Genomic DNA, 26,935 nt, shown 5'->3' with positions numbered 1-26,935 from the left:
ATTTGAGAGGGGGATTGGGGGAATAGTTCTCCCCCAATTGTGTTTATCTATTTAGTGAAATTATGGCCAATAAGGTAGATGAGCGAAGAAGATATTAACCCTGCAACCACGACTGATAACTCAGGAGCGTAGGCATTCACAATTAATGCAATTCCTGATGCTAATATCCAAGAGATAAAAGCTAAAGGTTGCCAATTTTTTGACTCATCGTTTTTTCTTTTTAAGACTAATTGGTCCATGATAATAATTGCCGCAATAGGTGGAACAATCAATCCAAGTAAATTTAACCAAGTTTGGAATGCATTCCAAATCCCTGTCACCGCAACGATAATCCCAATCACACCAAGGATAATCGTTAAGGTTCTCATTTTTCCTTTTGTAATATGTGACCAACCAACAGCACCATTGTATAAACAATGAGTACAGCCCACGCCTAAGTTAACAAAAACAAAAATGATAGCCAAAATAGAAAGTAACGGGCTAGCATTGGCTAGGATAGTAATAAAATCTCCGCCAGTCACTTCTGGGTGCAATACCACTCCGGTGGCTACAATTATTGCGCCAATCACTTCTGCAAAGAACTTGGAAATTGGGAAGGCGGTAAATGCAGCTAAAAAACCTTGTTTACCATTTTTTGCCCAGCGGGTGAAATCTGCGGTCATAGTACCTGAATCGGTAAAGGTGGAGAAGATCATCGTTACAGCGACACCGAATGAAAGTACGCCAGCACCAACCGCAGGCTGATAATTAATAATATCTGATGAGCCATTTTTCATAGCAATAACAACAGAAATAATGCCGAGGATTAAATACATCGGGGCTGCAATATAGCCTAGAAAGGCTAATGCTTTTATGCCTATGAATGTGGCTCCAACATAAAGCACACCACCTAAGATAGTCATCAGTAATAGGTTCTGTCCAAATGAACGAAACATTGTGTCGCCAGTTAGGCCAACCATCAGAGCAAACCAACCTATAACGACGGTTGCCAGCAACCCTGAAACTGCAATATATCCACGCTGTCCAAATGTTTTTTTAGCCGAAATAGCAAAGTTTTCCCCGGTTTTTCCTGCTAAATAACTTAAGGAACCAATAACTAAACATAAAAGTAAATTACCCACGAGGATTGCAGTGACCCCCATTTTGAAACCAAGCATTGCTGTAACGACACCGCCAATCACTGCGCTGGTTAATACTAGAGGGAAGCTGTACCAAACGGCAGAAACGGAGGCAAAGCTTTTTCGATGTTCAATAGGGACTGGGACATGTTCATATTCGGAATCTAATAGAGCATTTTCTTTTTCTTTATTTGACATATTAGGTGAACCTCATTTTATTAAAAATAATTGGAGTACCTATAAAAATAAATTTTTAAATATTTATTGTTCTAATATTTATGGTTTATTAATAATGGCGAAATAGAATCTATTGTTAATAAATAAATTTATTAACTTGTAATAAAAATGTTTTTCTTGGTTTTTTTATGATAAATCAAGCATATCAATAGTCAGTAGTGAATAGAATCCATTTGAAATTAATTCATCAATAAGGTGGGTGATTGTTGATCTTTTTTCAATAAACAAGGTTTTATGTGATTGCTAACATCATTAAATAAGAAATTAATATTGTTTTTAGATGGTTTGTAAAAAATTCATTAGAGTTAATATTACTCTCATTAAATAATAATGTTTAAATTGTGATTAATATCAAATTGCGTGTTTTCTTATTGTTATTTAACTGTGTTTTTTATGTTTCTTTTAATTCGTAAAAAGTACTTTTATTCTGTCAAAATGGAATATTAATTTTTTATGATGCCATATGAAAATGCGATCTTTGCATGAATTAGGCTGTCATCATCCAATCATAAAATTGTCATCAATTTGACGTATTCAAGCCGTAGCATCATCCATAACGATTAAGTCCCAAAGAGGATACAAATAGTTATGCGACAAACTCTCTCTTCCTTGAGTGAGTCTCCCTGTCTTTTGCCATGTAGGCAGGAAACGGGGGGCTTACCGATGATCTCAATTCAACGTTTATCTCAGGCATTTTCACACCAATATGTACTAAATGGCATCGATTTATCTGTAGAAAAAGGCACGATCCTTGCGCTATTAGGGCCTTCTGGTTGCGGTAAAAGTACTTTGCTTAAATTATTAGCGGGTTTATTACAACCTTCTGGCGGTGCGATTTATTTTGGTGATCAACTGGTGGCGAATTCTCAACGCCTTGTTCCTCCTGAAAAGCGCAATCTTGGCATGGTATTTCAGGATTATGCGTTATGGCCGCATATGAGCGTATTTCAAAATGTGGCATTCCCTTTGCGTATGCGCGGTTTCAGTCGTCCAGAAATCGAAAATCATGTTATGGAAGCTTTAAAGCGTGTGGGGTTAGTGGATTTTGCTAAGCGGAAACCCGCTGATTTATCAGGGGGACAGCAACAACGTGTTGCCTTAGCTCGTGCCATTATTGCTGAGCCTAAAATTTTGTTATTCGATGAGCCTTTGTCAAATCTTGATGTTGCATTACGCCAATCACTTTGCGCAGAAATGGCTCAATTACTAAGAGCATTAGGGACTACCGCTGTATACGTAACACATGACCCCGCAGAGGCTAATGCACTAGCACATCAAGTTGCACATATGCGCAATGGAAATATTGAAAGTTTGACCACATTATGAAGAGAGAGACCGCTATGCAAAATTTACTGTCAAAGAACCGATTTTCACTAAAGGGTATCACAATGAGTCTTGGCCTTTCCTGTGCATTATTTTCCATTCCTTCCCAAGCAATTACGGTTTACACCGCAGGGCCTGGTGCTATGGCGAAACAATTGGCGGCGGGGTTTGAAAAACAAACAGGCACTAAAGTGAATGTTTTTCAAGCAACAACCGGGAAAGTAATGGCAAGGCTTGAAGCTGAACAAGCGAATCCCCGTGCTGATGTGTTGATTTCTGCATCATGGGATACGGCAGAGGATTTGCAACAAAGAGGTTGGCTGTTGCCTTATGAAAGCGCAAATGCCCAGCAAGTGCCTGCACGTTTTAAAACACCTTATTATGTCGCCCAAGGTGTTTCTGCATTGGGTATTGTGTGGAATAGCCAAAGTGGCACACCAAAACCTACAGATTGGCAGGATCTTGCTCAACCTGCTTTTAAAGATAAAGTCACGATGCCTGACCCTGCACTTTCTGGTGCATCATTAGATTTAGTCTTAGGGTTACAAAATGCCAAACAACAGGCTGCTTGGACATTATTTTCTGAATTAAAAGCCAATGGAATGGTGATTTCTGGGCCGAATGCGCAGGCGCTGACTCCTGTATTGCAAGGGGCAAAAGCGGCAGTATTTGGTGCGGTAGACTATGTGGCATATAGCAGTATTGCCAATGGTGAGTCGATTGAAGTCATTTTCCCTAGTAGCGGTACGGTAATTGCGCCTCGCCCGATGATGATTTTAAACAGTACTAAGCAACCTGATGAAGCCAAAGCCTTCATTGATTATGTATTATCTCCAGAAGGGCAAACGATAGTCGCTAACGCTTGGTTAATGCCTGCTAGGGCTGATATTGAAGGGAAGCGGCCTGATTTTTCAACACTCAAATTATTACCAGAAGCAACAGTAGATAACGCAGAACGTAGTGAAGTGCTAACGCGTTTAAGCGCACTTTTCCGTTAAATAATGCAACAAGGTAATTTTAATTAGCAAACCGCTGGGTATGCATAATACCCGGCAGGAGTGTTGTTTCTAATGATAAAAATTCGTTTTTTACCTTTATTGGTGCTCATTGCATTAATCATTTTAGTCGTGATCCCTTTGAGCTTCATTATTTTACAGGCGGTTTTCCCCCAATTAGGGCAGGGAATATTTGAACAACCATTCGAACCAATTATTCATTTACTGAATGAGCCAGAGCTTCCACTGTTATTGCAAAATACTTTGTTGTTAGGTGGTGGGGTCGCTGCCATCAGCGCAATGATTGCTATCCCTTTAGGGGCACTACGAGGCTTATTTAATATCCCTTTCGCAAAAGGCTGGGATTTACTGTTTCTAATCCCTTTTTTGATACCACCTTATATTGCGGGGTTATCATGGATGTTAACTCTGCAACCCAATGGCTATTCTCAGCAGCTTTTTGGTCTGAGCCCAGGAAGTGCTATTTTCTCATTAGGTGGCATGATGGGGATTATGGCTTTAAATTTATTCCCCGTATTATATTTTGCCGTATCGAGAAGCATGGCTGCGAATGGTAATAGACTTGCTGATGTGGCTCAGGTTCATGGCGCTACCCCTTGGCAGGCCTTTTTTAAAGTGACGTTGCCGTTATCATTACCATCGATTGCCGCTGGGTTACTACTCATTTTTACTCTAGCGATTGAAGAATACGGTATCCCAGCAGCAATTGGTGCGCCTAATGGTATTCGAGTATTAACAACGGATATTGAACAACGCTTAGCGGATTGGCCAATTGATTTACCCGGTGCAGCATCGTTATCACTGGTGCTGGCGAGTATGGCAATTTTGGCTTATACCTTACAGCGTTCTATTGTTTCTGGGAAAAATGTTGTCACGACGACAGGAAAAGCGGCAGCACAAGTGACTCGCTCGTTAGGTGGCTGGCGTTGGCCAGTTGTTGGGATATTTACATTTACTGCTTTTTTGGCGGTGGGAATGCCTTTATTAGCGATGTTTGGTACTGCATTTTCCGCCACGGTTTCAGGTGGATTGGCTTGGGATAACCTGACGTTAAGGCATTTCTCAGGGCTAATTGACTCGCAAACAGAGGCTCTTTCAGCATTGTTGACCAGCGTTTCTTTAGCGACTGTAACAGCAATATTGACAGGGATATTAGGTTTCTTATCGGCTTGGATCGTTGTATCACAACGTATTCGTGGTGCCGCTGTTATCGATGCGCTTTCTTTACTGCCAATTTCTATTCCTGGCATTGTTATTGCGGTAGGGATGATTTTGGCTTGGAACCAGCCCTTTTGGCCTATAACACCCTATCATACATGGGGGATCTTACTACTTGCTTATAGTTGTTTGCTTCTTCCTTACCCTGTACGTTATTGCAGTGCCGCATTAACCCAAATCGGCGGAAGTTTAACGGATGCTGCAAGGGTACATGGTGCTTCAGCTATCACGACATTACGTTTGGTACTTTTCCCGTTGGTATTACCGAGTTTAGTCGCAGCCATGATGTTAGTTTTTGCCGTGGCTTCTCGAGAGTTAGTTTCTTCATTATTGCTAGCCCCAGCGGGTATGCAAACCGTATCTATTTTTGTTTGGCGTCAGTTTGAACAAGGCTCGATAGGTAGTGGGATGGCAATGGCCTGTTTGGCGGTATTAATTAGCTTAAGCTTAATGCTGTGCGCACAATGGGTAGAACAGCGATATAGCAGAAAGTCATAAAATAAAGCGCAAGTAAGTTTGTGAGTACTTACTTGCGCGCAAGAGTCATTTAATACATTACTCGCTAATATCACTCGCATCGTGGCGTTCGCGGACTTGTTGTGCCGGGTCACCTTGTAGACGGTTCACTCGGCGTCCACGTTGCACGGCTGGGCGTGCATAAACTTCATCGGCCCAACGAATAACATTTTTATATTCATGGACAGATAAAAACTCAGCCGCATCGTATAACCAGCCTTTTACTAGAGCACCATACCATGGCCAAATTGCAATATCTGCAATCGTATAGCTGTCACCGGCGACATATTTATGGTTGGCTAAGCGCTTGTCTAATACATCGAGTTGGCGCTTGGTTTCCATCGCAAAACGGTTAATTGGGTATTCGAATTTTTCAGGAGCATAGGCATAGAAATGCCCAAAACCGCCACCTGCGAAAGGCGCTGAACCCATTTGCCAAAATAGCCATGAGAAGGTTTCGGCACGCTCTGGTTGGGCTGTCGGTAATAACGCCGAAAATTTTTCGGCTAAATACGTCAGAATCGAACCTGACTCAAATACTCGAATAGGTTCTTCGCCGCTTCTATCTACTAATGCGGGAATTTTTGAGTTAGGGTTAACTTCAACAAAACCAGAACTAAATTGGTCGCCTTCACCAATATTAATTAGCCAAGCGTCGTATTCTGCCTCTTTAATGCCAAGGGCTAGTAGCTCCTCTAACATGATAGTGACTTTTTGTCCGTTCGGCGTTCCTAAGGAATATAGCTGTAGTGGGTGCTTACCTACAGGTAATGCCTTTTCGTGAGTAGCACCAGAAATTGGGCGGTTTATATTCGCGAATTTTCCGCCATTGCCTTGTTCCCATTGCCAGACTTTAGGGGGAACATAAGGGGAGTTTGCCATGAGTTATCTCCTTAACCGTTTTAAAGGGGGCGATTTTTCTCTTCAATAATCTTATGTTGAATGATCTTCACTGTAGCAATCTGCGATGAATTCGCCACCTTTTTATCGTATTTTACTGCGGGAGGTGCTTGAACCGCACAGAATGCATGAAATAGCCACCTAAGAAAGTCAGTTAGTCATTTACACAAAGATTACCTTTAGGTGGGGGGATTGTTCATGCGCACAATAGCGAGTCAATAAATGGGATGAATATACTTAAGACTGAGGTTTGAAAATCATACCCAAAGTCAAATAGTTCAATTTATCATCATCTTTAACGCCAAAAAAGGCACTTAAGTAAAAAATAATTAACAAACCGATTGTGCAGATAGCTAACTTAAATAAAAAAAAGGTGTGAACAATATGTGAACATTGGCACTAATTTATGAGGTGGCATTTTATACATTGATAGTATATCAGCCATATTCAGTTGTGTTGGAGTGTCTCATGCTTGCATCAAATTCAAATATTTATCAAAGCTTATTAAATAGAGCAAAAATACAACCAGATGCTATAGCCATTGTATTTGAAGAGCAAAATTGGAGTTATCACCAGCTACTGGTTAAAGTAAACCAAACGATGCATTGGTTAACATCCAGTTTGCAATTGAATAAAGGTGACCGCATTGTATTAGGTTGGGGAAATACCATTGAATTCTGCCAATTATTTTATGCTGCTGTGGGGTTAGGGCTGCAAGTTATTCCTTTAAGTACTAAAATGAAAGAGTTTGAAGGAAAAGAACATGTACTGAATATCAATGCGAAGGCAATTTTTTGGGATGACAGTTATCAACCTTGGTTAGCTCCATTAAGTGTAAAAGGTATGAGCCTTTCACAATGGCGTGCCTTAACATTAACTGATGAAATTAACTTTATTAATCAGGTTGACAATGATGACCCTGCTGTAATTATTTTTACTTCAGGTACAACGGGTGCCCCTAAAGGTGCTGTTATTACCCATAAAAATATATTATCTGCAATATATGCATATCAGGAAACATTACAGTTATCTGAGAAAGATAAAACAATACTTGCTGTGCCTATTTACCACATTACAGGGCTTTCAGCTATTTTAGCCTTATTTATTCATATTGGTGGGACAATTTATCTACATAAAAAATTTAATGCACAAGAGATTATTTCCACAATTGCGAAGTCGAATATAACATTTTTACATGGTTCACCAACAGTATTTATATTATTAATTCAAAAAATAAAAGAAAATAAAAGTATCAATTTAGAAAGATTTAATACATTGCGAATGATTGCATGTGGTGCGGGCCATTTAAATGAAGGCACAATTAAAGAATTATCATATATTTTTTCAAAGACATCTATTCACTCTATATATGGCTTAACGGAAACATCGTCTCCTGCAACAGTTTACCGTGACGATATTCGTAGCAGTAATAAAAAAGCAAGTTCTGGTACGCCGGTACCGGGGATTCAAGTGGCGATCCGTAATGAAAAAGGTGATGATCAACCCGCAAATAGTACCGGTAATATCTGGGTTAAAGGGGATGTTGTGATCCAGCGTTATTGGCCTGATTGCCCTGCGAATAAATCTTCATTTAAAGATGGTTGGTTTTTTACTGGGGACATCGGTTATATGGATGATGAGGGCTACCTTTATATTCAAGATAGAATCAAAGATATGATTAACCGAGGTGGTGAAAAAATATATTCCATTGAAATGGAGGACCTTATTTCTAATTACCCTGGTGTCAATGAGGTTGCTGTTATCCCTATAGAAAGCGCAATTTATGGTGAAGAACCGATCGCATTTATTATTCCAGAAATGCAAGTGTGTTTAACCAGTAAAGAAGTTATTGAATGGCTAAAGGAGCGGGTTCCAAATTATAAAGTTCCTATAAAAATTATATTTACACGTAATTTTCCTAGAACTTGGAATGGGAAAATAAGTAAAAAAGATTTGAAAAAACGATATTACTCTTTAAATAACTAACATCTAAATTAGTTTTTAATTAATCAAATAAAAGGCTACGAAATATTAGCCTTTAGGCAGGTTTTTATCATGAATAATAAATTTATCTCTAAACAGGAAGCCGCTAAATTAATTAATGATGGCGATACAGTTTGTACTGTGGGAATGACCTTAACGAGTGCTGCTGAATCTATTTTATCGGCAATTGAGCAACGTTTTTTATCTGAAGGCTCTCCAAAACAATTAACTTTAGTCCATGCGGCAGGGCAATGTAACCGTATTCGGGGTAATCAACATTTTGCTCATCAAGGAATGGTGAAACGCATTATTGGTTCACATTGGGGGTTAGCCCCTCGCTGGATGCAGATGATCAACGATAATCAGGTTGAGGCTTACTGCCTTCCTCAAGGGCAGATGGTGCATTTATATGGTGCGATGGCGGCTGGTCTACCGGGGCGCTTGTCCAAAGTTGGGCTAGGGACTTTTATCGACCCTGACTTAGAGGGGGGAAGAATGAATGCGAAAACATTAGCGCTTCCGTCCCTTGTGGAGAAAGTTAATTTCAAAGGGGAAGCGTGGTTATGGTATCCCGAAATTCCATTGGATGTTGTCGTGATCCGCGGTACACATGCGGATACTAAAGGTAATTTGACCACAGATGAAGAAGCCATGTCGTTGGAGGTATTGCATGCTGTTTTAGCGGCAAAACGCTTTGGTGGGAAAGTCATTGCTCAGGTGAAGTATTGTGTTGAAGAGGGGACTTTGCACCCGAAGCGTGTCACTGTTCCAGCCAGTTTTATTGACCATATTGTGGTTTGTGATAACCCTGAAGAAGATCATCGTCAGTCCTCAAGTTGGTTCTTTGATCCCACATTGTGCGGCGATATTCGAACGCCAGTGCAGCAAACCACGCCGTTACCTCTTGATATTCGTAAGTTGATCGGGCGCATCGCTTGCCGTTATCTCACGGAAAACTGTGTGATCAACTTAGGAACAGGGATACCTAACGATGTGATCGGTTCAATTATCCAAGAAGAAAATGCGACCAAACGCGTAGATATCACTGTGGAATCTGGTATTTGGGGCGGTGTTCAAGCGGGGGGAATCGATTTTGGTATTGGCCGCAACCTTTCTGCCATGATCAGCCACCAAGACCAAATGTTGTATTACAACGGTGCAGGGGTAGATATCACCTATATGGGCGCGGGGGAAATGGATGCCAGTGGCCATGTTAATGCTACTTTGCTTGGCAATATTTGCCCGGGTGCAGGTGGGTTTATCGATATCACGCAGAATGCTCGTCACGTCGTTTTTTGCTCAACATTTACGGCTAAAGGGTTAGATATTCGTTGTGAAAATGGGCAGTTAAAGATTATTCGTGAAGGTGATATCCGCAAGTTGGTGGATAACGTTAGGCAGATTTCTTGGAACGCAGATGTGGCGCGTCAGATTAACCAAACTATGCATTTTGTCACGGAGCGTGCGGTATTTACCTTGGGTGAGAAAGTCCCTGTGTTAGTAGAAATCGCCCCGGGAATTGACCTTGAGCGTGACATTCTTGCTCATATGGATTTTGTACCAGAAATCTCCCCTGATTTAAAAGTGATGTGCTCTTCATTATTTAAAGAAGCGCCTTTTGATCTGATTTCATATTTATAGTCTCAATATTAAAGAGGGATTTACGCATGTTAGTCAAAAATAAAGTTGCCATTGTTACAGGATCAGCGAGAGGGATAGGGTTTGCCATTGCACAAGTATTGGCAGAAGAAGGTGCAAAAGTGGTGATATCTGACCTTTCGATGTCCTCTGGCGAAGAAAGTGCGAAGCAATTACAAGAAAAGGGTTATGAAGCTGTTTTCATCCCATGCGATATATCGAAGCGTGACCAGGTTAATGAGTTGTTTTCAAAGACAAAAGAACATTTTGGCACCATTGATGTATTAGTCAATAACGCAGGGATAAATCGTGATGGCATGCTGCATAAATTAACCGATGATGATTGGGATAAAGTTATCGATATCAATCTAAAAGGTACGTTTAATTGCATGCAAGAGGCTGCAAAACTCATGCGCGAACAAGGCAGCGGACGCATTGTAAATATTTCATCTGCAAGCTGGTTAGGGAATGTTGGGCAGGCAAATTATGCGGCATCGAAAGCAGGTGTCATTGGCCTAACGAAAACGGCCTGCCGCGAATTGGCACGTAAAGGGGTCACTGTGAATGCGATTTGCCCAGGGTTTATTGATACCGATATGACTCGTGGTGTTCCCGAAAAAGTGTGGGACATCATGATCAGTAAAATTCCAGCAGGCTTTGCAGGCGACCCGCGTGATGTCGGCCAATGTGTGGCATTTTTGGCTTCCGATAAAGCGCGTTATATCAATGGCGAAGTGATTAATGTTGGCGGCGGCATGGTGCTGTAGGAGGAAATATGAAACAAGCAAATGACATTGTGATTGTAAGTGGTGTGAGAACGGCAATTGGGACGATGGGTGGTAGCTTTGCGAACACTCACCAACATGATTTAGGTGCGTTAGTTATTCGTGAAGCGGTAAAGCGTGCAGGGATCGCCCCTGAAGATGTTAATGAAGTGATTGTGGGGAATGTGGGGCAAATCGCAGAAAGTGGGTTTATTGCCCGTATTTGCCAATTGCGAGCAGGCTTACCAAAAGAAACGACCGCGTATTCTGTTAATCGCCAATGTGGTTCAGGGTTACAAGCGTTAGCTGATGGCATGATGTTGTTACAAACTGGTCAATCAGATGTGGTTGTGGCTTGTGGTACAGAAAATATGACCATGCTGCCTTATTACCTGCGCAAAGCGCGTTACGGTTATCGCATGGGGAATGATGTTTTAGAAGATGGCTTAACGTCAATTCTTACTTGGCCTGAAGGCCCATATCATAATGGTATGACCGCAGAAAATGTGGCCGAGCAATTTCATATTTCCCGTGAAGAAATGGATGATTTCGCATGGAACAGTCAGCAAAAAGCATTGAAAGCCATTGAAGAAGGCTATTTTCAAACGCAAATTTTGCCAGTTGAAATCGCAGAAGGGCGTAAGGGAACGCGTATTTTTGATACGGATGAACACCCGCGCGATACACCACGTGAGAAGCTTGCCAAATTACGTCCCGCATTTAAGGCAGATGGCGTGATTACTGCGGCTAATTCATCAGGGATTAATGATGGAGCCGCTGCGTTAGTCATGATGCGACGCGAAGAAGCTGAAAAACGGGGTTTGAAACCTAGAATGAAAGTGGTTGATTGGGCCGTTGCGGGCTGTGAGGCTGCCATTATGGGGTTTGGCCCAGCACCTGCAACACGCCGCTTGATGGATAAACTCAAGATGGACGTCAAAGATATTGACCTTATTGAGTTAAATGAAGCTTTTGCCGCACAAGCAATCGCAGTGATGAATGATTTGTCGTTAGACAGTTCTCGAGTCAATGTGAATGGCGGCGCAATTGCCCTTGGTCACCCTGTTGGCGCTAGTGGAGCAATCCTACCTGTAAAATTAATGTACGAAATGGAGCGTCGTCAGGTTTCTACTGGGCTAGTGACCATGTGTATCGGTGGTGGTCAAGGGATATCAATGTTGTTTGAAAAAGAATAAGAAATATTGCAAGCAGAAAGCCCGACGTGGGGCGTCGGGCTGTTGCTGAAGTAATAACAACAGGTAAGTCACTTATGACGAAGAACTATACCTGTTTCACCACAACATGAGGATCTTATCTATGTTTTCTACAAATGCAAATTTAGATTATGTTGCGCAGGGTAAAAAAACGAACGCAAAGATATATCGCAACCTGATGCCTTTACTGATCTTAGCTTATATTATTAGTTTTATTGACCGAACAAATATTGGGATGGCAAAGCACGCCATGTCAATTGACTTAGGGCTGTCAGCAACTGCATTCGGTATTGGTGCAGGGCTGTTCTTTCTGACCTACTCGATTCTTGAGATCCCAAGTAATTTGATTATGGAAAAAGTGGGAGCGCGGTTTTGGATCACACGGATCATGATCACTTGGGGGTTATTATCTGCTGCGATGGCATTTGTGACCGGGCCTACCTCATTTTATATTTTACGCTTATTACTTGGTGCGGCTGAAGCAGGGTTATATCCCGGTGTTATCTTGTATATGACATATTGGTTTAGCCAAGAAGAGCGTGCCAAAGCAACAGGGCTATTTTTACTTGGTGTCTGTTTAGCCAATATTATCGGTGCGCCGTTAAGTGGCTTATTATTAAGTATGGATGGCTTATTAGGTTTCCATGGTTGGCAATGGATGTTTGTTATTGAAGGTTTACCTGCGGTGATCTTAGCTTTTGTTGTCTGGTTTGTTTTACCCAATAAACCTGAAGATGCAAAATGGTTAGATGAGGATGATCGCAATTATATTAAATATAAACATGAACAAGATAAAAACAGTATTAGTGTGAGTAATAGTAAATTTTCACTGATGGCAGCATTTAAAAATAAAGCCTTCATGATGATTGTCGCAATTTATTTTACTCATCAATTTTCAGTTTATGGCTTAAGTTATTTCTTACCAACAATTATTGGAGAATATGGCAAGTTAACACCAATTCAAATTGGGTTATTAACAGCTATACCTTGGATCTCAGCAGCGATTGGTGGCATTTTTGTGGCAAGAAAAGCCAATACACCTCGTCGTTCATCGCGCATTTTAATTTCAGGTTATGCTGTTATGGCTATCGGACTAGTGATTGGCGCTATGGGCGGGCCTGTTGTCGGTTTAATTGGATTCTGTTTAACCGCATTTATGTTTTTTGTTGTCCAATCTATTATTTTCTCGCTTCCACCAACCTATATGAGTGGCAGTATGCTGGCAGGTAGCTTGGCATTGTTAAATTGTCTGGGGTTATTTGGTGGTTTTCTTGGCCCATTTATTCTCGGATTTTTTGAGGACTATACTGGTACTGCTACATCTGGATTATGGTTTGGTGTTGGTTTACTTGTTATCGGCACCATTATCGCCTCACGGGTCAATACTGGTAGTATAGGGGATAGTGCAAAAGTGGAAGCTACTACCTCAATACAAGTAAAGTAATACAACATCGCCATTTACAATAGGAAAGTCTGCATGAAAATTGTTATCGCACTTGATTCCTTTAAAGGAAGTTGTTCAGCACAGCTTGCGTGTCAGGCTGTTGCAGAGGGTTTCGAGCGTGTATCCTCCGAGTTGGATGTGACGTTATTACCTATCTCTGATGGTGGAGAAGGTTTGTTGGAGTCACTAGAGCACAGCCCAGTATTATCAGGTGTCACACCTTATACTTTTAATTGTACTGGCCCATATGGAAGTAAGGTTGATGCACGATTATTAGTATTAGAAGGAAAGACGGCCTTTATTGAAATGGCGCAATGTTGTGGTTTAGAACTGGTTCAAGCAGAACATCGTCAAGTTGAAAAAGCGTCGACTTATGGCTTAGGTGAAATGGTAAAACATGCACTCGATTTAGGGTGCACACGCATTATTATCGGTATTGGTGGAAGTGCAACTAATGATGGTGGTGCGGGTTTTGCACAAGCTTTAGGCGCAGAGTTTTATGATAATGACCAACAGCTTATCGAATTTCCTATTAATGGCGAAAATTTGATAAATATCGCAAAGATTAACTTTGATAAATTCGATCCTCGTGTAGCGGATGTCGAATTTAATGTTTCTTGTGATGTTGAAAACCCGTTATTAGGTAAAAATGGCGCAACCTATATTTATGGCTCACAAAAAGGCGCTGATAAAGCGATGTTAGATAAGCTTGAGCTAGGCATGGCTCATTACGCTCAATTAATGACAAAAATTACAGGGAAGGATTTCTCATTGGATGCGGGGAGCGGCGCTGCTGGCGGATTAGGGGCTGGGCTACGTTGGTTTGTTTCCGCTAAGCTTGAGAAGGGGATCGACTTGGTGTTGGGGCTACTTGGTGCGGAGTCGTATATTCAGCAAGCCGACCTTGTTATCGTTGGGGAAGGGCGGCTTGATAGCCAAAGTGCCAATGGTAAAGCTCCTGTTGGTGTCGCTCGTATGGCAAGTCATTATGGGGTACCAACAATCGCACTATGTGGGGGGTACAGTGAAGATAGCCGTATTTTATATCAACATGGTATCACTGCCATGTGGTCACTTTGTCCGGGGCCAGTTTCCCTTGAGCAGGCAATGGTTAATGGAGAACGTTATTTAGCTGATACGGCTGAAAATTTGTTACGTACTGTATTATCTAGCCATAGTAAGCAAATAAAACATTAAGATGAGGCGGTAATATGCTACTGACTGAAAAATTAGCTAATGATATTGTCACTCGTGCAATGGGGATAATCCATCACAACGTCAATGTGATTAATAGTCAGGGTGTAATTATCGCCTCAGGTGAAAAAAAACGTATTGGTGAGACTCATGAAGTCGCGGTGGAAGTTATTCGCTGTGGTAAACGGATCACCATTTATAATGAAAATGAGGCGAGTCGCTATTCCAATGTCGCGCCTGGTATTAATCATCCAATTATGGTGGCAGATAACGTTGAATTAGTGATTGGTGTCAGTGGTGACCCGGTTATTATTCAACGTTATGCCGAATTAGCAATACTCACAGCAGAGTTATTAATTAAACAGGAAATTGAGCGGCGTAGTATTAATTGGCAGCATCGTTTACGTGATATGCTATTTGTGCAATTTATTGAAAGTACTACGCCAATGCAAGGTCGTAGTGCTTTATTGAAATTACACAATTCGGGCTTTTCATTTTCGTTGCCTACAATCCCGGTCATTATTAATATCGAAGCGATTCAATATCGGCCAGAAATTCTGGATTCCATTATTACTGAATTGTCAGCAATGGAAAAAAGTGATGTATTACTATTAAATAGCCGTGAAATTTTGATGTTATTTCCATCAACATTTTATAAAAACGAATCCTTTATTTCTCATCTACATTTTATTTTAGATAGTCAACTTAGCCAGTACTATATTGGTGTTGGGGTTCAAGCTGATACGGAAGAACATGTGAGAGATGCTGTTCATTTCGCACGTTCAGTCATTGATGTAGGGCGGTTAACAGTTCCTGAGAAACAAGTTTTTTTATTTAAAGAAATGGCCTCTCTGTGTTTATTTAATGAGTTGGAGAATAGCTATTTATTTAATTTTTTCTTAGATATTTGCAATAAAATATTATTACATGACTCGGGGGATATCTTGCTTGAAACCCTAGAGTTATTTTTATCGCAAAATGGCGAGGTTGGCAGCACGGCGCAACAGTTAGGTATTCATAGAAATACATTAAGTTATCGATTACAACAAATTAAAAAGCAAACAGGCTTAGACCCGACAAAGTTTACTGACCTTATTCAACTGTCTGTTGCTATGCATGGCTATCGTCGGCGTTATCCGAAACAACAGCCATGGTTGGATGCGTTAACTTGATCTTAATGGGCATTATTTTTGCTGTAAAACAAATATTGCAGCTTCGACCCGTGACTTTAAATTTAGTTTTTTCAATAAATGTTTTACATGTACTTTTACTGTACTTTCTGTGATTTGCAATTTATTAGCGATCAGTTTATTTGAAAGGCCTTGTGCTATTAAGTTTAAAATACGGGTTTCTCTTGGGGTCAACGACGACAAATTATGGTCCGCAGAGGTTCGATTGTCTCTTAATGATTCAGCTAATACGGTGGCAAGAGTAGGGCTAACTACCATTTTACCGCTGGCGGCTTCTTTTAAGGCAACAATCAGTTTTTCAGGTTCCATATCTTTTAATAAGTAACCGTCCGCCCCCCGCTTTAAAGCATTAATTAAGTCTTCGCTGTAGTTTGAGACAGTAAACAATATAATTCGGCCAGAAAGTTCTCGGCTACGCAAATCATCAAGTACTTCAAAACCATTCATACCGGGCATATTGAGGTCTAATAAAATTAAGTCAGGGTCTTGTTCTTCGGCAATTTTAATACCTGTCACCCCGTCATCAGCTTCACCAATTACCCGTAATGTGGGCTCTAAACTGATTAATTGCTTAACTCCGTTACGTAGCATTGGGTGGTCATCAATAAGTAAAATGGTGGATTGCCCAATGGTGGTATTTTTATTTTTCATGAACGAGTTGCTCCAATTTGGTTAAGACACACTCACAGGGAATATGACATTAACAATGGTTCCCCCTTGAGCTCTTGGGGTAATAGAATATTCCCCGTTTAAGCTTAGGGCTCTTTCTCTCATAATAATCAGCCCATAATGATTATTTTTTGCAGGTTGAAGTTGAATGCCTTCCCCATTATCTTCAATCATTACCGTAATTAACCCTGCATTTTCGACTAATGAAACCTGAGACCAATTAGCATTAGCGTGCTTTAGGATATTACTCAAGGCTTCTCGAATTATTTGTATAATATGGATAGCTTGATGTGGTGAAATACTTTTTGCTGGGATCTGATAATTTAAACCAATGTCAAAACCAATGCGTTGGCTAAATTCTTGAATGGTGCTCTCTAAAGAGGGCAGTAACCCAGGCTCTGTTAGTTTTAACCTAAAGGTTGTGAGTAATTCACGTAATTGGCTATAAGCCGAGTTAATTTCATTGCGCATTTCATGAAGTAAATCTTGATGCTGTTTGGGGAGTGGTCCGGGTTGCATTTGCAGGTAGCTAATTTGCATTTTTAAACAAGATAATGATTGGGCAATAGAATCATGCAGTTCTCTTGCGATAGCGGAACGTTCATCCATAATGAGCAATTGTTGCTGTTGTTCTAGTTGGTGCTCCATCGCTAACATACCCGCGATTTGCTTTACTAGCATGAGAACTAAATTATTTTGTTCATCAGATAATTGCTGATCTATTGCGATCTCCGCCAATATCACACCGTAACGGTGTAAGTTATCGGAGATATCCCAAGACATTATTGTTGTAGGTTGTATGGTTTCTGGTGATAGAAGGCCGCCACAATGGAATTCATGAAAGCAACGGTCATTATCTTCTTCATATAATCGTAAACTAATATTTTGCAATGGTGTTAGGTTCTTGAGTTCAACCAAGACTTTTTCTAATCGGTTTGCTAATGGTTCAATGGAATGTAATATGCGATTAGATTGATACAAATACAGTAGCACTTTGTTTTTACTTTGGAGATCGGCGGTTTTTTCTTCGACACGTGATTCTAGCTGGTGGTAACTTTGTGCTAACTCGTCTGACATTTGGTTTAAAGTTTGCCCAAGGGAGCTTAATTCATCTTGTTTTTTACCCGCAGAAAAACGCTGACTAAAGTCCTTATGGCTAATGGCATTGACCATATTTAATAGTTTCAGCCAAGGGTAGTAAATTTTTTTTCTAAGATGGCATATGGTAAGCAAAAGTAGAAATGCGACGAGGGCAATAAAAACCATTTGTGTTATTGAGACATAAGTTATTTTTCTCTCTGTTTTTTCATCAATATTACGGACTAACTCGTCGAGTTTATTAACAAACGTAATGACTTCAAAGCGGGCATCATTTGGTGACGTTGCATTAATAAGTGCAGGTTTTAAATTTGTTTCCCAATAATGATAAAGCTGAGTAAATTGGTCTGTTAAATTTTCTACCTCGATCACTTGAGTTAATTCTTGGCTTAATAAGTTGTTTTCGAGTTCGTTTAAATAGGTATCGGAATATGGGGTTAATGGGGTGAGAGAAAGCAAATGGTAACTTTGCATTCGTAATGCGCCTGATTTATTAATTGCGTGAGCATTTCCTTGAACGCTGGTAATCATGCTATTAGAAATAGCCATGCCAATAATACCGAGTACGGCAATCAATAGCATTAACCCGATGACTTGGTTAATGATTGAAAATCGGTGATAAGTCGTTGGCATAAATAATTCGTTCCTTTTTATTTGGTTATTCATTCTTTTCTATAACGTGGGTATTGTTCCTCTATTGTGCAAAATTGAATATGCCACTTCGGTGTTACTCCTTAATATCCCTCTGAGTCATTTCGCCTAAATTCAAACAGTAAAAACGGCCATTTAACGAATTTTATTTATTTAATTCAAATGATTAAATGGTTGTACTCCCCATACTCCTCTGGTGGTTTATCCAAAAAACGCACAAAATTTGATTTAAATCTGTCTTGATTTAGATCAGCTTCGCGGCGACATATTCGCCACACACTGCGATAAGAAATTGTGTTTATCGGGGTGATTTATGTCTCAACGAGATAATGTTAATAGTGGAGTTGCACAGCAAAATGCCAATAGTGTTATTCAGGACTGGCGTCCTGAAGAAACGCAATTTTGGCAGCAAACAGGAAAACGAATTGCAGAGCGTAATTTGTGGATTTCTATCCCTTGTTTGTTGCTCGCATTTTGCGTCTGGATGTTATTTAGTGCCGTTGCAGTGAATTTAAACAAAGTGGGTTTTAACTTTACCACTGACCAATTATTTTTATTAACAGCATTGCCTTCAGTGTCAGGGGCTTTATTACGAGTACCTTATTCTTTTGTTATTCCTATTTTTGGTGGGCGACGCTGGACAGCCATTAGTACGCTATTTTTGGTGATCCCTTGTATTTGGCTTGGCTACGCTATCCAAGACCCAACTACGCCTTATCAAATATTTGTCATTATTTCCCTTCTTTGTGGTTTTGCTGGGGCTAATTTCGCATCGAGCATGGCGAATATCAGTTTCTTTTTCCCAAAAGCACGTCAAGGAGGAGCACTAGGTCTGAATGGGGGGTTAGGTAACTTAGGTGTAAGCGTAATGCAATTGGTAGCACCATTTATCGTCGGGGTGGGTGTTTTTGCCTTTGCGGGTGGAACTGGGGCATTACAGCCCGATGGTTCAACCTTATGGCTAGAAAATGCCGCTTGGGTTTGGGTGCCATTTTTATTGTTATTTACAGTGATGGCATGGTTTGGCATGAATGATTTAGCGGCGAATAAAGCGTCATTAAAACAGCAATTGCCAGTGCTTAAACGCGGCCATTTATGGATTTTGAGCCTGTTGTATCTTTCTACCTTCGGTTCATTTATCGGTTTTTCTGCTGGTTTTGCCATGCTTTCTAAAACCCAGTTTCCCGACATTATTATCCTCAAATTTGCCTTTTTTGGCCCTTTCCTTGGTGCATTAGCTCGTCCATTAGGCGGCATGCTGTCAGACCGCTTTGGTGGAGTCAAAGTGACTTTCCTTAACTTTATTGTGATGGCGATTTTCTCTGGCTTGCTATTTTTCACCCTGCCTGAAAACGGACAAGGTGGTTCTTTTGGTGCTTTTTATGGGGTGTTTATGGTGCTGTTTTTAACCGCTGGGTTAGGCAGTGGCTCTACTTTTCAAATGATAGCCGTGGTCTTTCGTAAATTAACTATGGATAAAGCCATTGCCCGAGGTGCTTCAGAGCAAGAAGCACAAAAAGAAGCAGTAACAGAAAGTGCCGCAGCATTGGGTTTTATCTCAGCAATAGGCGCCATCGGTGGTTTCTTTATTCCAAAAGCGTTTGGTACCTCCTTAACGTTGACTGGGTCTCCCGCCGATGCAATGAAAGTGTTCTTTGTGTTTTATCTTTCCTGTGTGTTTATCACCTGGCTAGTTTATGGGCGTACACATAAATAATAACAAGCAATAAAGATTAATTTTAAGCAATGTACGGCGCGAGTCGCCGTCTCTTTGGAGGCAATCCGAATGAGCAAGTTTTTAGATAGATTTCGTTATTTCAAGCAATTAGGTGATACCTTCTCAGGTGAACACGGCCAAGAGTTAAACGTAAACCGTGACTGGGAAAATGGTTATCGTAGCCGTTGGCAGCACGATAAAGTGGTGCGATCTACTCATGGCGTTAACTGCACAGGTTCTTGCAGTTGGAAAATTTACGTCAAAAATGGTCTTGTCACGTGGGAAACGCAACAAACTGATTATCCTCGCACTCGCCCAGATCTACCCGACCATGAACCAAGAGGCTGCCCGCGTGGCGCGAGCTATTCATGGTATTTATATAGTGCTAATCGCGTGAAATATCCGATGATGCGTAAGCGCTTACTTAAACTGTGGCGCGAAGCAAAAGCTGAACATCAAGACCCTGTCAATGCATGGCTTTCTATCATCAGTGATCCGCAAAAGGCGCAAAGCTATAAGCAGGCGAGGGGACGCGGGGGCTTTGTGCGTTCAAGTTGGCAAGAGGTGAATGAACTGATTGCCGCAGCAAATGTGGCAACTATCAAGGAGTTTGGTCCCGATCGCATTGTCGGGTTCTCTCCAATACCTGCGATGTCAATGGTTTCTTACGCGTCGGGAGCGCGCTATTTATCGTTGATCGGTGGTGCATGTTTGAGCTTCTACGACTGGTACTGTGACTTGCCGCCTGCATCCCCCATGACGTGGGGTGAACAAACAGACGTACCAGAATCCGCTGACTGGTATAACTCGTCTTATATTATTGCTTGGGGATCTAATGTTCCGCAAACTCGGACCCCAGATGCCCATTTCTTTGCAGAAGTACGTTATAAAGGAACAAAAACGGTCGCAGTGACGCCAGACTACGCGGAAATTGCCAAATTATGTGACCATTGGTTGAACCCAAAACAAGGGACAGATAGCGCCATGGCAATGGCGATGGGGCATGTGATCCTCAATGAATTCCATGTCAAGCGTGAAGCCGAGTATTTCCGTGAATATATACGCACATATACGGATATGCCAATGCTGGTTATGCTCGATAAACGTGATGATGGCTCTTATGTGGCAGGCCGGATGCTGCGAGCATCTGACTTAGTTGATTCTTTGGGAGAAGAAAAAAACGCCGAATGGAAAACTATCGCCTTTGATGAAGAAACAGGCGAATTGTGTGCACCACAAGGGTCGATGGGGTTTCGTTGGGATGGTAGTCAGAAATGGAATCTAGAACCTAGGGCAGGGCAAGATGCTCATGACATTAAAATGAAACTTAGCCTTGCAGATATGCATGATGAGTTGGTGAATGTAGGGTTCCCGTATTTTGGTGGTTTAGAAAGTGAACATTTCCAAAGCGTTGAACTGAAAGACGTCTTACTGCACAAATTACCCGCGAAACGTATTCAGCTGTCCGATGGTCGTGAGTCTTTGGTGACCAGTGTCTATGATTTGATGCTTGCTAACTATGGTATCGACCGCGGGTTTGGTGATGAAAACTGTGCGGTTGATTACGATGATATGAAAGCCTATTCACCTGCTTGGGCGGAAAAAGTCACCGGTGTTAGCCGCCAAAACATTATTCGTATTGCCCGTGAATTTGCAGATACTGCTGAGAAAACCCATGGCCGTGCGATGGTGATTGTGGGGGCAGGGATTAACCATTGGTATCACATGGATATGACCTACCGTGCGATTATCAACATGTTGATCTTCTGTGGTTGTGTTGGGCAAAGCGGCGGCGGCTGGTCACATTATGTTGGGCAGGAAAAATTACGTCCACAAACAGGTTGGTTGCCATTAGCATTTGGACTTGATTGGCAGCGTCCACCACGCCATATGAACAGCACGTCATTTTTCTATAATCACTCAAGCCAATGGCGCTATGAAACGGTAAGTACTGAGGAATTATTATCGCCTTTAGCAGATAAAAAAGCCTTTAATGGTAGCTTGGTGGATATGAACGTACGTGCCGAACGTATGGGCTGGCTACCCTCAGCACCCCAGTTGAATGTGAACCCACTGAAGATTGCCAAACAAGCACAAGAAGCGGGGCTTTCTCCCGTTGATTTTACTGTTAACCAGTTGAAAGAAGGAAAGATCCGCTTTGCTTCGGAACAACCGGATGACTCACAAAATTTCCCTCGCAACTTGTTTATTTGGCGCTCTAACTTACTTGGTTCTGCTGGGAAAGGTCATGAATATTTATTGAAATATTTATTGGGAACTGAAAACGGTATTCAAGGCAAAGACTTAGGTCAACAAGGTGGCGTAAAACCACAAGAAGTTGAATGGCAAGATAAAGCTGCTGAAGGAAAAGTTGACCTTGTTGTGACATTAGATTTCAGAATGTCGAGTACTTGCTTATTTTCTGATGTCATTCTCCCTACAGCGACGTGGTATGAAAAAGACGATATGAATACATCAGATATGCATCCGTTTATTCATCCGTTGTCAGCTGCTGTTGACCCAGCTTGGGAATCAAAAAGCGATTGGGAAATCTATAAGGGTATTGCTAAAGCCTTCTCGGTGGTTAGTGAGGGGCATTTAGGTCAGGAAATCGATGTGGTGACTCTGCCTATTCAGCACGATAGTGCGGCAGAAATGGCCCAAGCTTTGGATGTTAAAGATTGGAAAAAAGGCCAGTGTGACCTGATCCCAGGTAAAACAGCACCGCATATTATGTGTGTTGAACGTGATTATCCAAGTACTTATGCACGTTTTATCTCTCTTGGCCCACTCATGGATAAATTGGGTAATGGGGGTAAAGGCATCAATTGGAATACACAAGATGAAATTGATTTCCTGAAAAAATTAAATAAAACCCAGCCAGAAGGTGCAAATCAAGGCCGCCCTAAAATTGAAACGGCAATTGATGCCGCAGAGGTCATTCTAACCTTAGCGCCGGAAACCAATGGGCAAGTTGCAGTGAAAGCGTGGGATGCGTTAGGTAAGGTGACTGGGCGTGACCACACCCATTTAGCGCGTTATAAAGAAGATGAAAAAATCCGTTTTCGCGATATTGTTGCACAACCACGTAAAATTATTTCCAGCCCCACATGGTCAGGCTTAGAAGATGAACATGTGTCTTACAATGCTTGCTATACCAATGTTCATGAAATGATCCCTTGGCGTACGCTAAGTGGTCGCCAACAACTTTATCAAGACCATGAATGGATGCGTGCTTTCGGGGAAAGCCTCGTCGTGTATCGCCCACCAATTGATACGCGGGCGGCTCAGCCATTAATGGGCAAAAAGCCTAATGGCTTCCCTGAAAAAGCACTGAATTTCTTAACTCCGCACCAAAAATGGGGTATCCACTCAACTTATAGTGACAATTTATTGATGTTGACATTAGGGCGTGGTGGGCCAGTGGTTTGGCTTAGCGAAGAAGATGCCCGCGAACTGGGTGTTGAAGATAACGATTGGATTGAAGCGTTTAACAGTAATGGTGCATTAACCGCCAAAGCGATCGTTAGCCAACGTATTCCTGATGGCATGATCATGATGTATCACGCCCAAGAACGGTTGATCAACTTACCCGGGTCTGAAATTACGGCTCAACGTGGCGGAATTCATAACTCTGTCACGCGTGTTTGCCCGAAACCGACCCATATGATCGGCGGCTATGCGCACCTTGCTTATAGCTTTAATTACTACGGAACCGTGGGTTCTAATCGTGATGAATTTGTGGTTGTTCGTAAAATGAAACAGGTTGACTGGCTGGATGGTGAAGGTGATGACTACCAGCAGACCTTGAGCGGAAAGGAGAAAGCATAATGAAAATTCGTTCTCAAGTCGGCATGGTATTAAACCTTGATAAGTGTATTGGTTGTCACACTTGTTCAGTGACCTGTAAAAACGTGTGGACCAGCCGCGAAGGTGTTGAATACGCTTGGTTTAATAATGTCGAAACTAAACCGGGTATTGGTTATCCCCATAATTGGGAAGATCAGGACAAATGGAAAGGCGGTTGGATCCGTACTATCAAAGGTAAATTAGTGCCGCGAATGGGTAACAAAGTTGGGGTTTTATCCAAAATTTTTGCCAATCCCGATGTCCCTGCATTAGATGATTATTATGAGCCATTTGATTATGACTATGGCCATTTAAAAAATGCCAAAGAAGGTAAACATGTGCCAACGGCACGTCCGCGCTCTTTGATCACGGGCGAGCGAATGAGCAATGTAAAAATGGGCCCCAATTGGGAGGATGATCTGGGAGGCGAGTTTTCTAAACGTGCACAAGATAAAAACTTTGAGCACATTCAGAAGGAAATGTATGGGCAGTTTGAAAACACCTTCATGATGTATTTACCTCGTCTTTGTGAACACTGTTTGAACCCTGCTTGTGTGGCCACGTGCCCAAGCGGTGCCATTTATAAGCGTTCTGAGGATGGCATTGTACTGATTGATCAAGATAAATGCCGCGGCTGGCGTATGTGTTTAACCGGTTGCCCATATAAAAAAATCTATTTCAATTGGAAAAGCGGTAAGTCAGAAAAATGTATTTTTTGTTATCCACGCATTGAGTCTGGGATGCCAACTGTTTGCTCTGAAACCTGTGTTGGTCGCATCCGTTATTTAGGCGTTTTGTTATATGACGCAGATAAAATTGAGTCAGCAGCTAGTGTGGAAAAAGAGACCGATCTTTATCAAAGCCAGTTGGATGTTTTCTTAGATCCCCATGATCCGCAAGTGATTGCTGAGGCTGAAAAACAAGGGATACCATTGAGCGTGATTGAAGCTGCACAAAAATCCCCAGTGTACAAAATGGCAATGGAATGGAAGTTGGCACTGCCATTACACCCTGAATATCGTACATTGCCGATGGTTTGGTATGTGCCGCCTTTGTCACCCATTCAATCTGTTGCAGATTCAGGGCTATTGGCAAGTAATGGGGTATTACCCGATGTAGAAAGCTTGCGCATTCCTGTGCAGTACCTTGCCAATTTATTAACGGCGGGGGACACCGAGCCGGTATTATTAGCACTGAAACGGATGTTGGCGATGCGCCATTATAAACGTGCAGAAACCGTTGAAAACCAATGTGATACTAGTGCACTAGAGCAAGTGGGTTTAACTGAATCACAGGCTCAAGAAATGTACCGTTATTTGGCGATTGCGAATTATGAAGACCGTTTTGTGATCCCATCTAGTCACCGTGAATTAGCACGTGAAGCTTTCCCTGAAGCTAAAGCTTGTGGTTTTAGCTTTGGTGACGGTTGCCATGGTAGTGATAGCAAAACAAATCTGTTTAACAGTAAACGTATTGATGCCATTGATATCACACCAAAAACAACACAGGAGAAAGCACTATGATGACGTTAAAAGTGATTTCTCGTTTATTAGAATACCCTTCAGAGGCGCTTTGGTTACATCGTGATGAACTGATTGAGGCATTAGAACAAGCAGATGAATTACCGATAACTCGGGCGATCCAATTGATGATGTTTGTACGTGAATATCTTAATGAAGAATTGTTGGATATGCAGGCACAATATTGTGAATTATTTGATAGAGGCCGGGCAACATCATTATTGTTATTTGAGCATGTTCATGGCGAGTCTCGTGACCGTGGCCAAGCTATGGTCGATTTAATGGCGCAATATCAACAATATGGTTTACAGATTGATTGCCGCGAACTTCCTGATCATTTACCTATTTATTTGGAGTATCTCACGGTCTTACCCACAACAGAGACCGTTGGCGGTTTACAGGATATCGCCCCTATTTTAGCGCTCCTTGGTGCAAGGCTGAAGCAACGTGAAAGTCGTTTTGCCACATTGTTTGAAGTATTACTCGAATTATCAAATAGTGAAATTGCCACCGAGCAATTAACCGAAAAAGTGGCTTTGGAATCGCGCGATGATACTCCACAAGCACTGGATGCAGTTTGGGAAGAGGAGCAAGTGAAATTTTTTGCTGATGAAAAAAACTGTGGTGGAGAAGTTACAGCCCATCAACATCGTTTTGCCAACGCCGTCACCCCACAATACTTGGATCTCGGCTCTAGCAGCCATGTAGGAGTGCAAAAATGAATTTTCTCAATCAATTTTTCTTCGACATCTATCCATATATTGCTGGTACTGTGTTTATTGTGGGTAGTTGGTTGCGTTATGACTATGGGCAATATACGTGGCGAGCAGGTTCTAGCCAAATGCTCGATAAGAAAAACATGCGCTTAGCATCAAATTTATTCCACGTGGGTATTATTGGTATTTTCGCAGGGCACTTTTTAGGGATGTTAACCCCACATTGGATGTATGAATCTTTCTTGCCAATGCATATAAAGCAATTAATGGCGATGATTGGTGGGGGCGCTGCAGGTGTGATGATGTTAATTGGTGGCGCGATGTTATTGAAACGCCGATTGACTAACCCTCGTATTCGCGCAACATCTTCTTTTGGTGACATCATGATTATGGTGTTGCTAGTGGTACAAGTGTGTTTAGGGTTACTGACTATTCCATTTTCAGCGCAACATATGGATGGTAGCGAGATGTTGAAACTTGTGGGATGGGCGCAGTCCATTGTGACATTCCATTGGGGGGCTTCAAATTACCTTGAAGGCGTTGGTATCGTGTTCAAGCTGCATATTGTGTTGGGGATGACGATATTTTTACTCTTCCCATTCTGCCGTTTAGTGCACATTTGGAGTGCACCTATCGAATACCTGACTCGTCGGTATCAATTGGTGAGAAATCGCCATTAAGTTCAGGCTTCACAAGGATGTGAGCCAGTACATTGCTCTTGTGTAACTTGTTCTTATATCAACAACAAATGTGGCCATTTTGGCACCCCATCTCATATGAGATGGGGTTTTTTGTTTGTGTTCTTATAAAATAATAATCTTGTGATCGAATTCATAACAAATTGTGCATCTTCACAATTATATTCAATTTTTCACGTTAAAAACTAGTCATTCTTACAATGCCTTCCTGATAAGTGAACTATATAATTTAATTAAATCAAAAAGTCTAATTGATATTAAT

At 41.5% G+C, this 26,935-nt stretch carries 19 protein-coding genes; 15 read left to right on the top strand and 4 right to left on the bottom strand.

Features of this window, described 5'->3' with window-relative positions:
- Positions 1-47: 47 nt before the first annotated feature.
- Positions 48-1,316, bottom strand: a complete 1,269-nt coding sequence (locus ACHB7C_RS06460) for a cytosine permease (RefSeq protein WP_042845612.1) — start codon at positions 1,314-1,316, stop codon at positions 48-50.
- Positions 1,317-2,018: 702 nt separating this feature from the next.
- Here ACHB7C_RS06460 and ACHB7C_RS06455 point away from each other — a divergent pair.
- The 3 genes from ACHB7C_RS06455 to ACHB7C_RS06445 all read left to right on the top strand — a co-directional run bounded on the left by ACHB7C_RS06455 (position 2,019) and on the right by ACHB7C_RS06445 (position 5,410).
- Positions 2,019-2,681 carry an ABC transporter ATP-binding protein gene (locus tag ACHB7C_RS06455; RefSeq protein ID WP_048605956.1) on the top strand — a complete coding sequence of 221 codons (663 nt, stop codon included), beginning with the start codon at positions 2,019-2,021 and terminating at the stop codon, positions 2,679-2,681.
- A gap of 62 nt (positions 2,682-2,743) precedes the next feature.
- Positions 2,744-3,676, top strand: a complete 933-nt coding sequence (locus ACHB7C_RS06450; RefSeq protein WP_370661197.1) for an ABC transporter substrate-binding protein — start codon at positions 2,744-2,746, stop codon at positions 3,674-3,676.
- 72 nt (positions 3,677-3,748) lie between these two features.
- Positions 3,749-5,410, top strand: coding sequence for an iron ABC transporter permease (locus ACHB7C_RS06445; RefSeq protein ID WP_166685001.1), 1,662 nt, complete (start codon positions 3,749-3,751; stop codon positions 5,408-5,410).
- A gap of 57 nt (positions 5,411-5,467) precedes the next feature.
- On the opposite strand, the gene yghU is transcribed toward ACHB7C_RS06445, so the two are convergent.
- Complete coding sequence (gene yghU, locus ACHB7C_RS06440; RefSeq protein ID WP_198860952.1) at positions 5,468-6,310, bottom strand: glutathione-dependent disulfide-bond oxidoreductase; 843 nt, start codon at positions 6,308-6,310, stop codon at positions 5,468-5,470.
- 486 nt (positions 6,311-6,796) lie between these two features.
- Between yghU and ACHB7C_RS06435 the strand changes: the two genes are divergently transcribed.
- The 7 genes from ACHB7C_RS06435 to ACHB7C_RS06405 all read left to right on the top strand — a co-directional run bounded on the left by ACHB7C_RS06435 (position 6,797) and on the right by ACHB7C_RS06405 (position 15,737).
- Complete coding sequence (locus tag ACHB7C_RS06435; protein WP_042845604.1) at positions 6,797-8,314, top strand: class I adenylate-forming enzyme family protein; 1,518 nt, start codon at positions 6,797-6,799, stop codon at positions 8,312-8,314.
- A 69-nt stretch (positions 8,315-8,383) separates the two neighbouring features.
- Positions 8,384-9,952: an acyl CoA:acetate/3-ketoacid CoA transferase gene (locus ACHB7C_RS06430; RefSeq protein WP_042845603.1), complete on the top strand. Its 1,569-nt coding sequence runs from the start codon at positions 8,384-8,386 to the stop codon at positions 9,950-9,952.
- Between the two features lie 26 nt (positions 9,953-9,978).
- Positions 9,979-10,716, top strand: a complete 738-nt coding sequence (gene fabG, locus ACHB7C_RS06425) for a 3-oxoacyl-ACP reductase FabG (protein ID WP_071548652.1) — start codon at positions 9,979-9,981, stop codon at positions 10,714-10,716.
- An 8-nt stretch (positions 10,717-10,724) separates the two neighbouring features.
- Positions 10,725-11,909, top strand: a complete 1,185-nt coding sequence (locus ACHB7C_RS06420; protein WP_071548651.1) for a thiolase family protein — start codon at positions 10,725-10,727, stop codon at positions 11,907-11,909.
- 121 nt (positions 11,910-12,030) lie between these two features.
- Positions 12,031-13,371, top strand: coding sequence for an MFS transporter (locus tag ACHB7C_RS06415; protein ID WP_071548650.1), 1,341 nt, complete (start codon positions 12,031-12,033; stop codon positions 13,369-13,371).
- 33 nt (positions 13,372-13,404) lie between these two features.
- Positions 13,405-14,568: a glycerate kinase gene (locus ACHB7C_RS06410; RefSeq protein WP_042845597.1), complete on the top strand. Its 1,164-nt coding sequence runs from the start codon at positions 13,405-13,407 to the stop codon at positions 14,566-14,568.
- A 14-nt stretch (positions 14,569-14,582) separates the two neighbouring features.
- Positions 14,583-15,737, top strand: a complete 1,155-nt coding sequence (locus ACHB7C_RS06405) for a sugar diacid recognition domain-containing protein (RefSeq protein ID WP_042845596.1) — start codon at positions 14,583-14,585, stop codon at positions 15,735-15,737.
- 12 nt (positions 15,738-15,749) lie between these two features.
- Here ACHB7C_RS06405 and narL read toward each other — a convergent pair whose 3' ends face one another.
- Entirely contained in the window at positions 15,750-16,406 is a 657-nt protein-coding gene (gene narL, locus ACHB7C_RS06400; RefSeq protein WP_042845594.1) for a two-component system response regulator NarL, read from the bottom strand.
- A 21-nt stretch (positions 16,407-16,427) separates the two neighbouring features.
- Entirely contained in the window at positions 16,428-18,155 is a 1,728-nt protein-coding gene (gene narX / locus ACHB7C_RS06395) for a nitrate/nitrite two-component system sensor histidine kinase NarX (RefSeq protein WP_048605964.1), read from the bottom strand.
- A 331-nt stretch (positions 18,156-18,486) separates the two neighbouring features.
- Here narX and ACHB7C_RS06390 point away from each other — a divergent pair, with 331 nt between their 5' ends.
- The 5 genes from ACHB7C_RS06390 to narI all read left to right on the top strand — a co-directional run bounded on the left by ACHB7C_RS06390 (position 18,487) and on the right by narI (position 26,655).
- On the top strand, positions 18,487-19,890 hold the full coding sequence (locus ACHB7C_RS06390; RefSeq protein ID WP_042845590.1) for a NarK family nitrate/nitrite MFS transporter: 1,404 nt from the start codon (positions 18,487-18,489) through the stop codon (positions 19,888-19,890).
- A gap of 69 nt (positions 19,891-19,959) precedes the next feature.
- The gene (locus tag ACHB7C_RS06385) at positions 19,960-23,721 is read left to right on the top strand and encodes a nitrate reductase subunit alpha (protein ID WP_210831517.1); all 3,762 of its coding nucleotides are present in this window, start codon (positions 19,960-19,962) and stop codon (positions 23,719-23,721) included.
- Positions 23,721-25,262: a nitrate reductase subunit beta gene (narH, locus tag ACHB7C_RS06380; protein ID WP_042845586.1), complete on the top strand. Its 1,542-nt coding sequence runs from the start codon at positions 23,721-23,723 to the stop codon at positions 25,260-25,262. The genes ACHB7C_RS06385 and narH overlap by 1 nt, the downstream gene beginning before the upstream one ends.
- Positions 25,259-25,981, top strand: a complete 723-nt coding sequence (narJ, locus tag ACHB7C_RS06375) for a nitrate reductase molybdenum cofactor assembly chaperone (RefSeq protein ID WP_210831518.1) — start codon at positions 25,259-25,261, stop codon at positions 25,979-25,981. The genes narH and narJ overlap by 4 nt, the downstream gene beginning before the upstream one ends.
- Positions 25,978-26,655 carry a respiratory nitrate reductase subunit gamma gene (gene narI, locus ACHB7C_RS06370; RefSeq protein ID WP_042845582.1) on the top strand — a complete coding sequence of 226 codons (678 nt, stop codon included), beginning with the start codon at positions 25,978-25,980 and terminating at the stop codon, positions 26,653-26,655. Before narJ ends, narI begins: the two co-directional genes overlap by 4 nt.
- Positions 26,656-26,935: the final 280 nt, after the last annotated feature.

It is taken from the genome of Providencia sp. 2024EL-00732, from assembly GCF_044006275.1.
Taxonomy (GTDB): Bacteria; Pseudomonadota; Gammaproteobacteria; order Enterobacterales; family Enterobacteriaceae; genus Providencia; species Providencia huashanensis.
The sequence above is the reverse complement of the archived record's forward strand: the minus strand, read 5'-3'. Positions and strand labels throughout refer to the sequence as shown.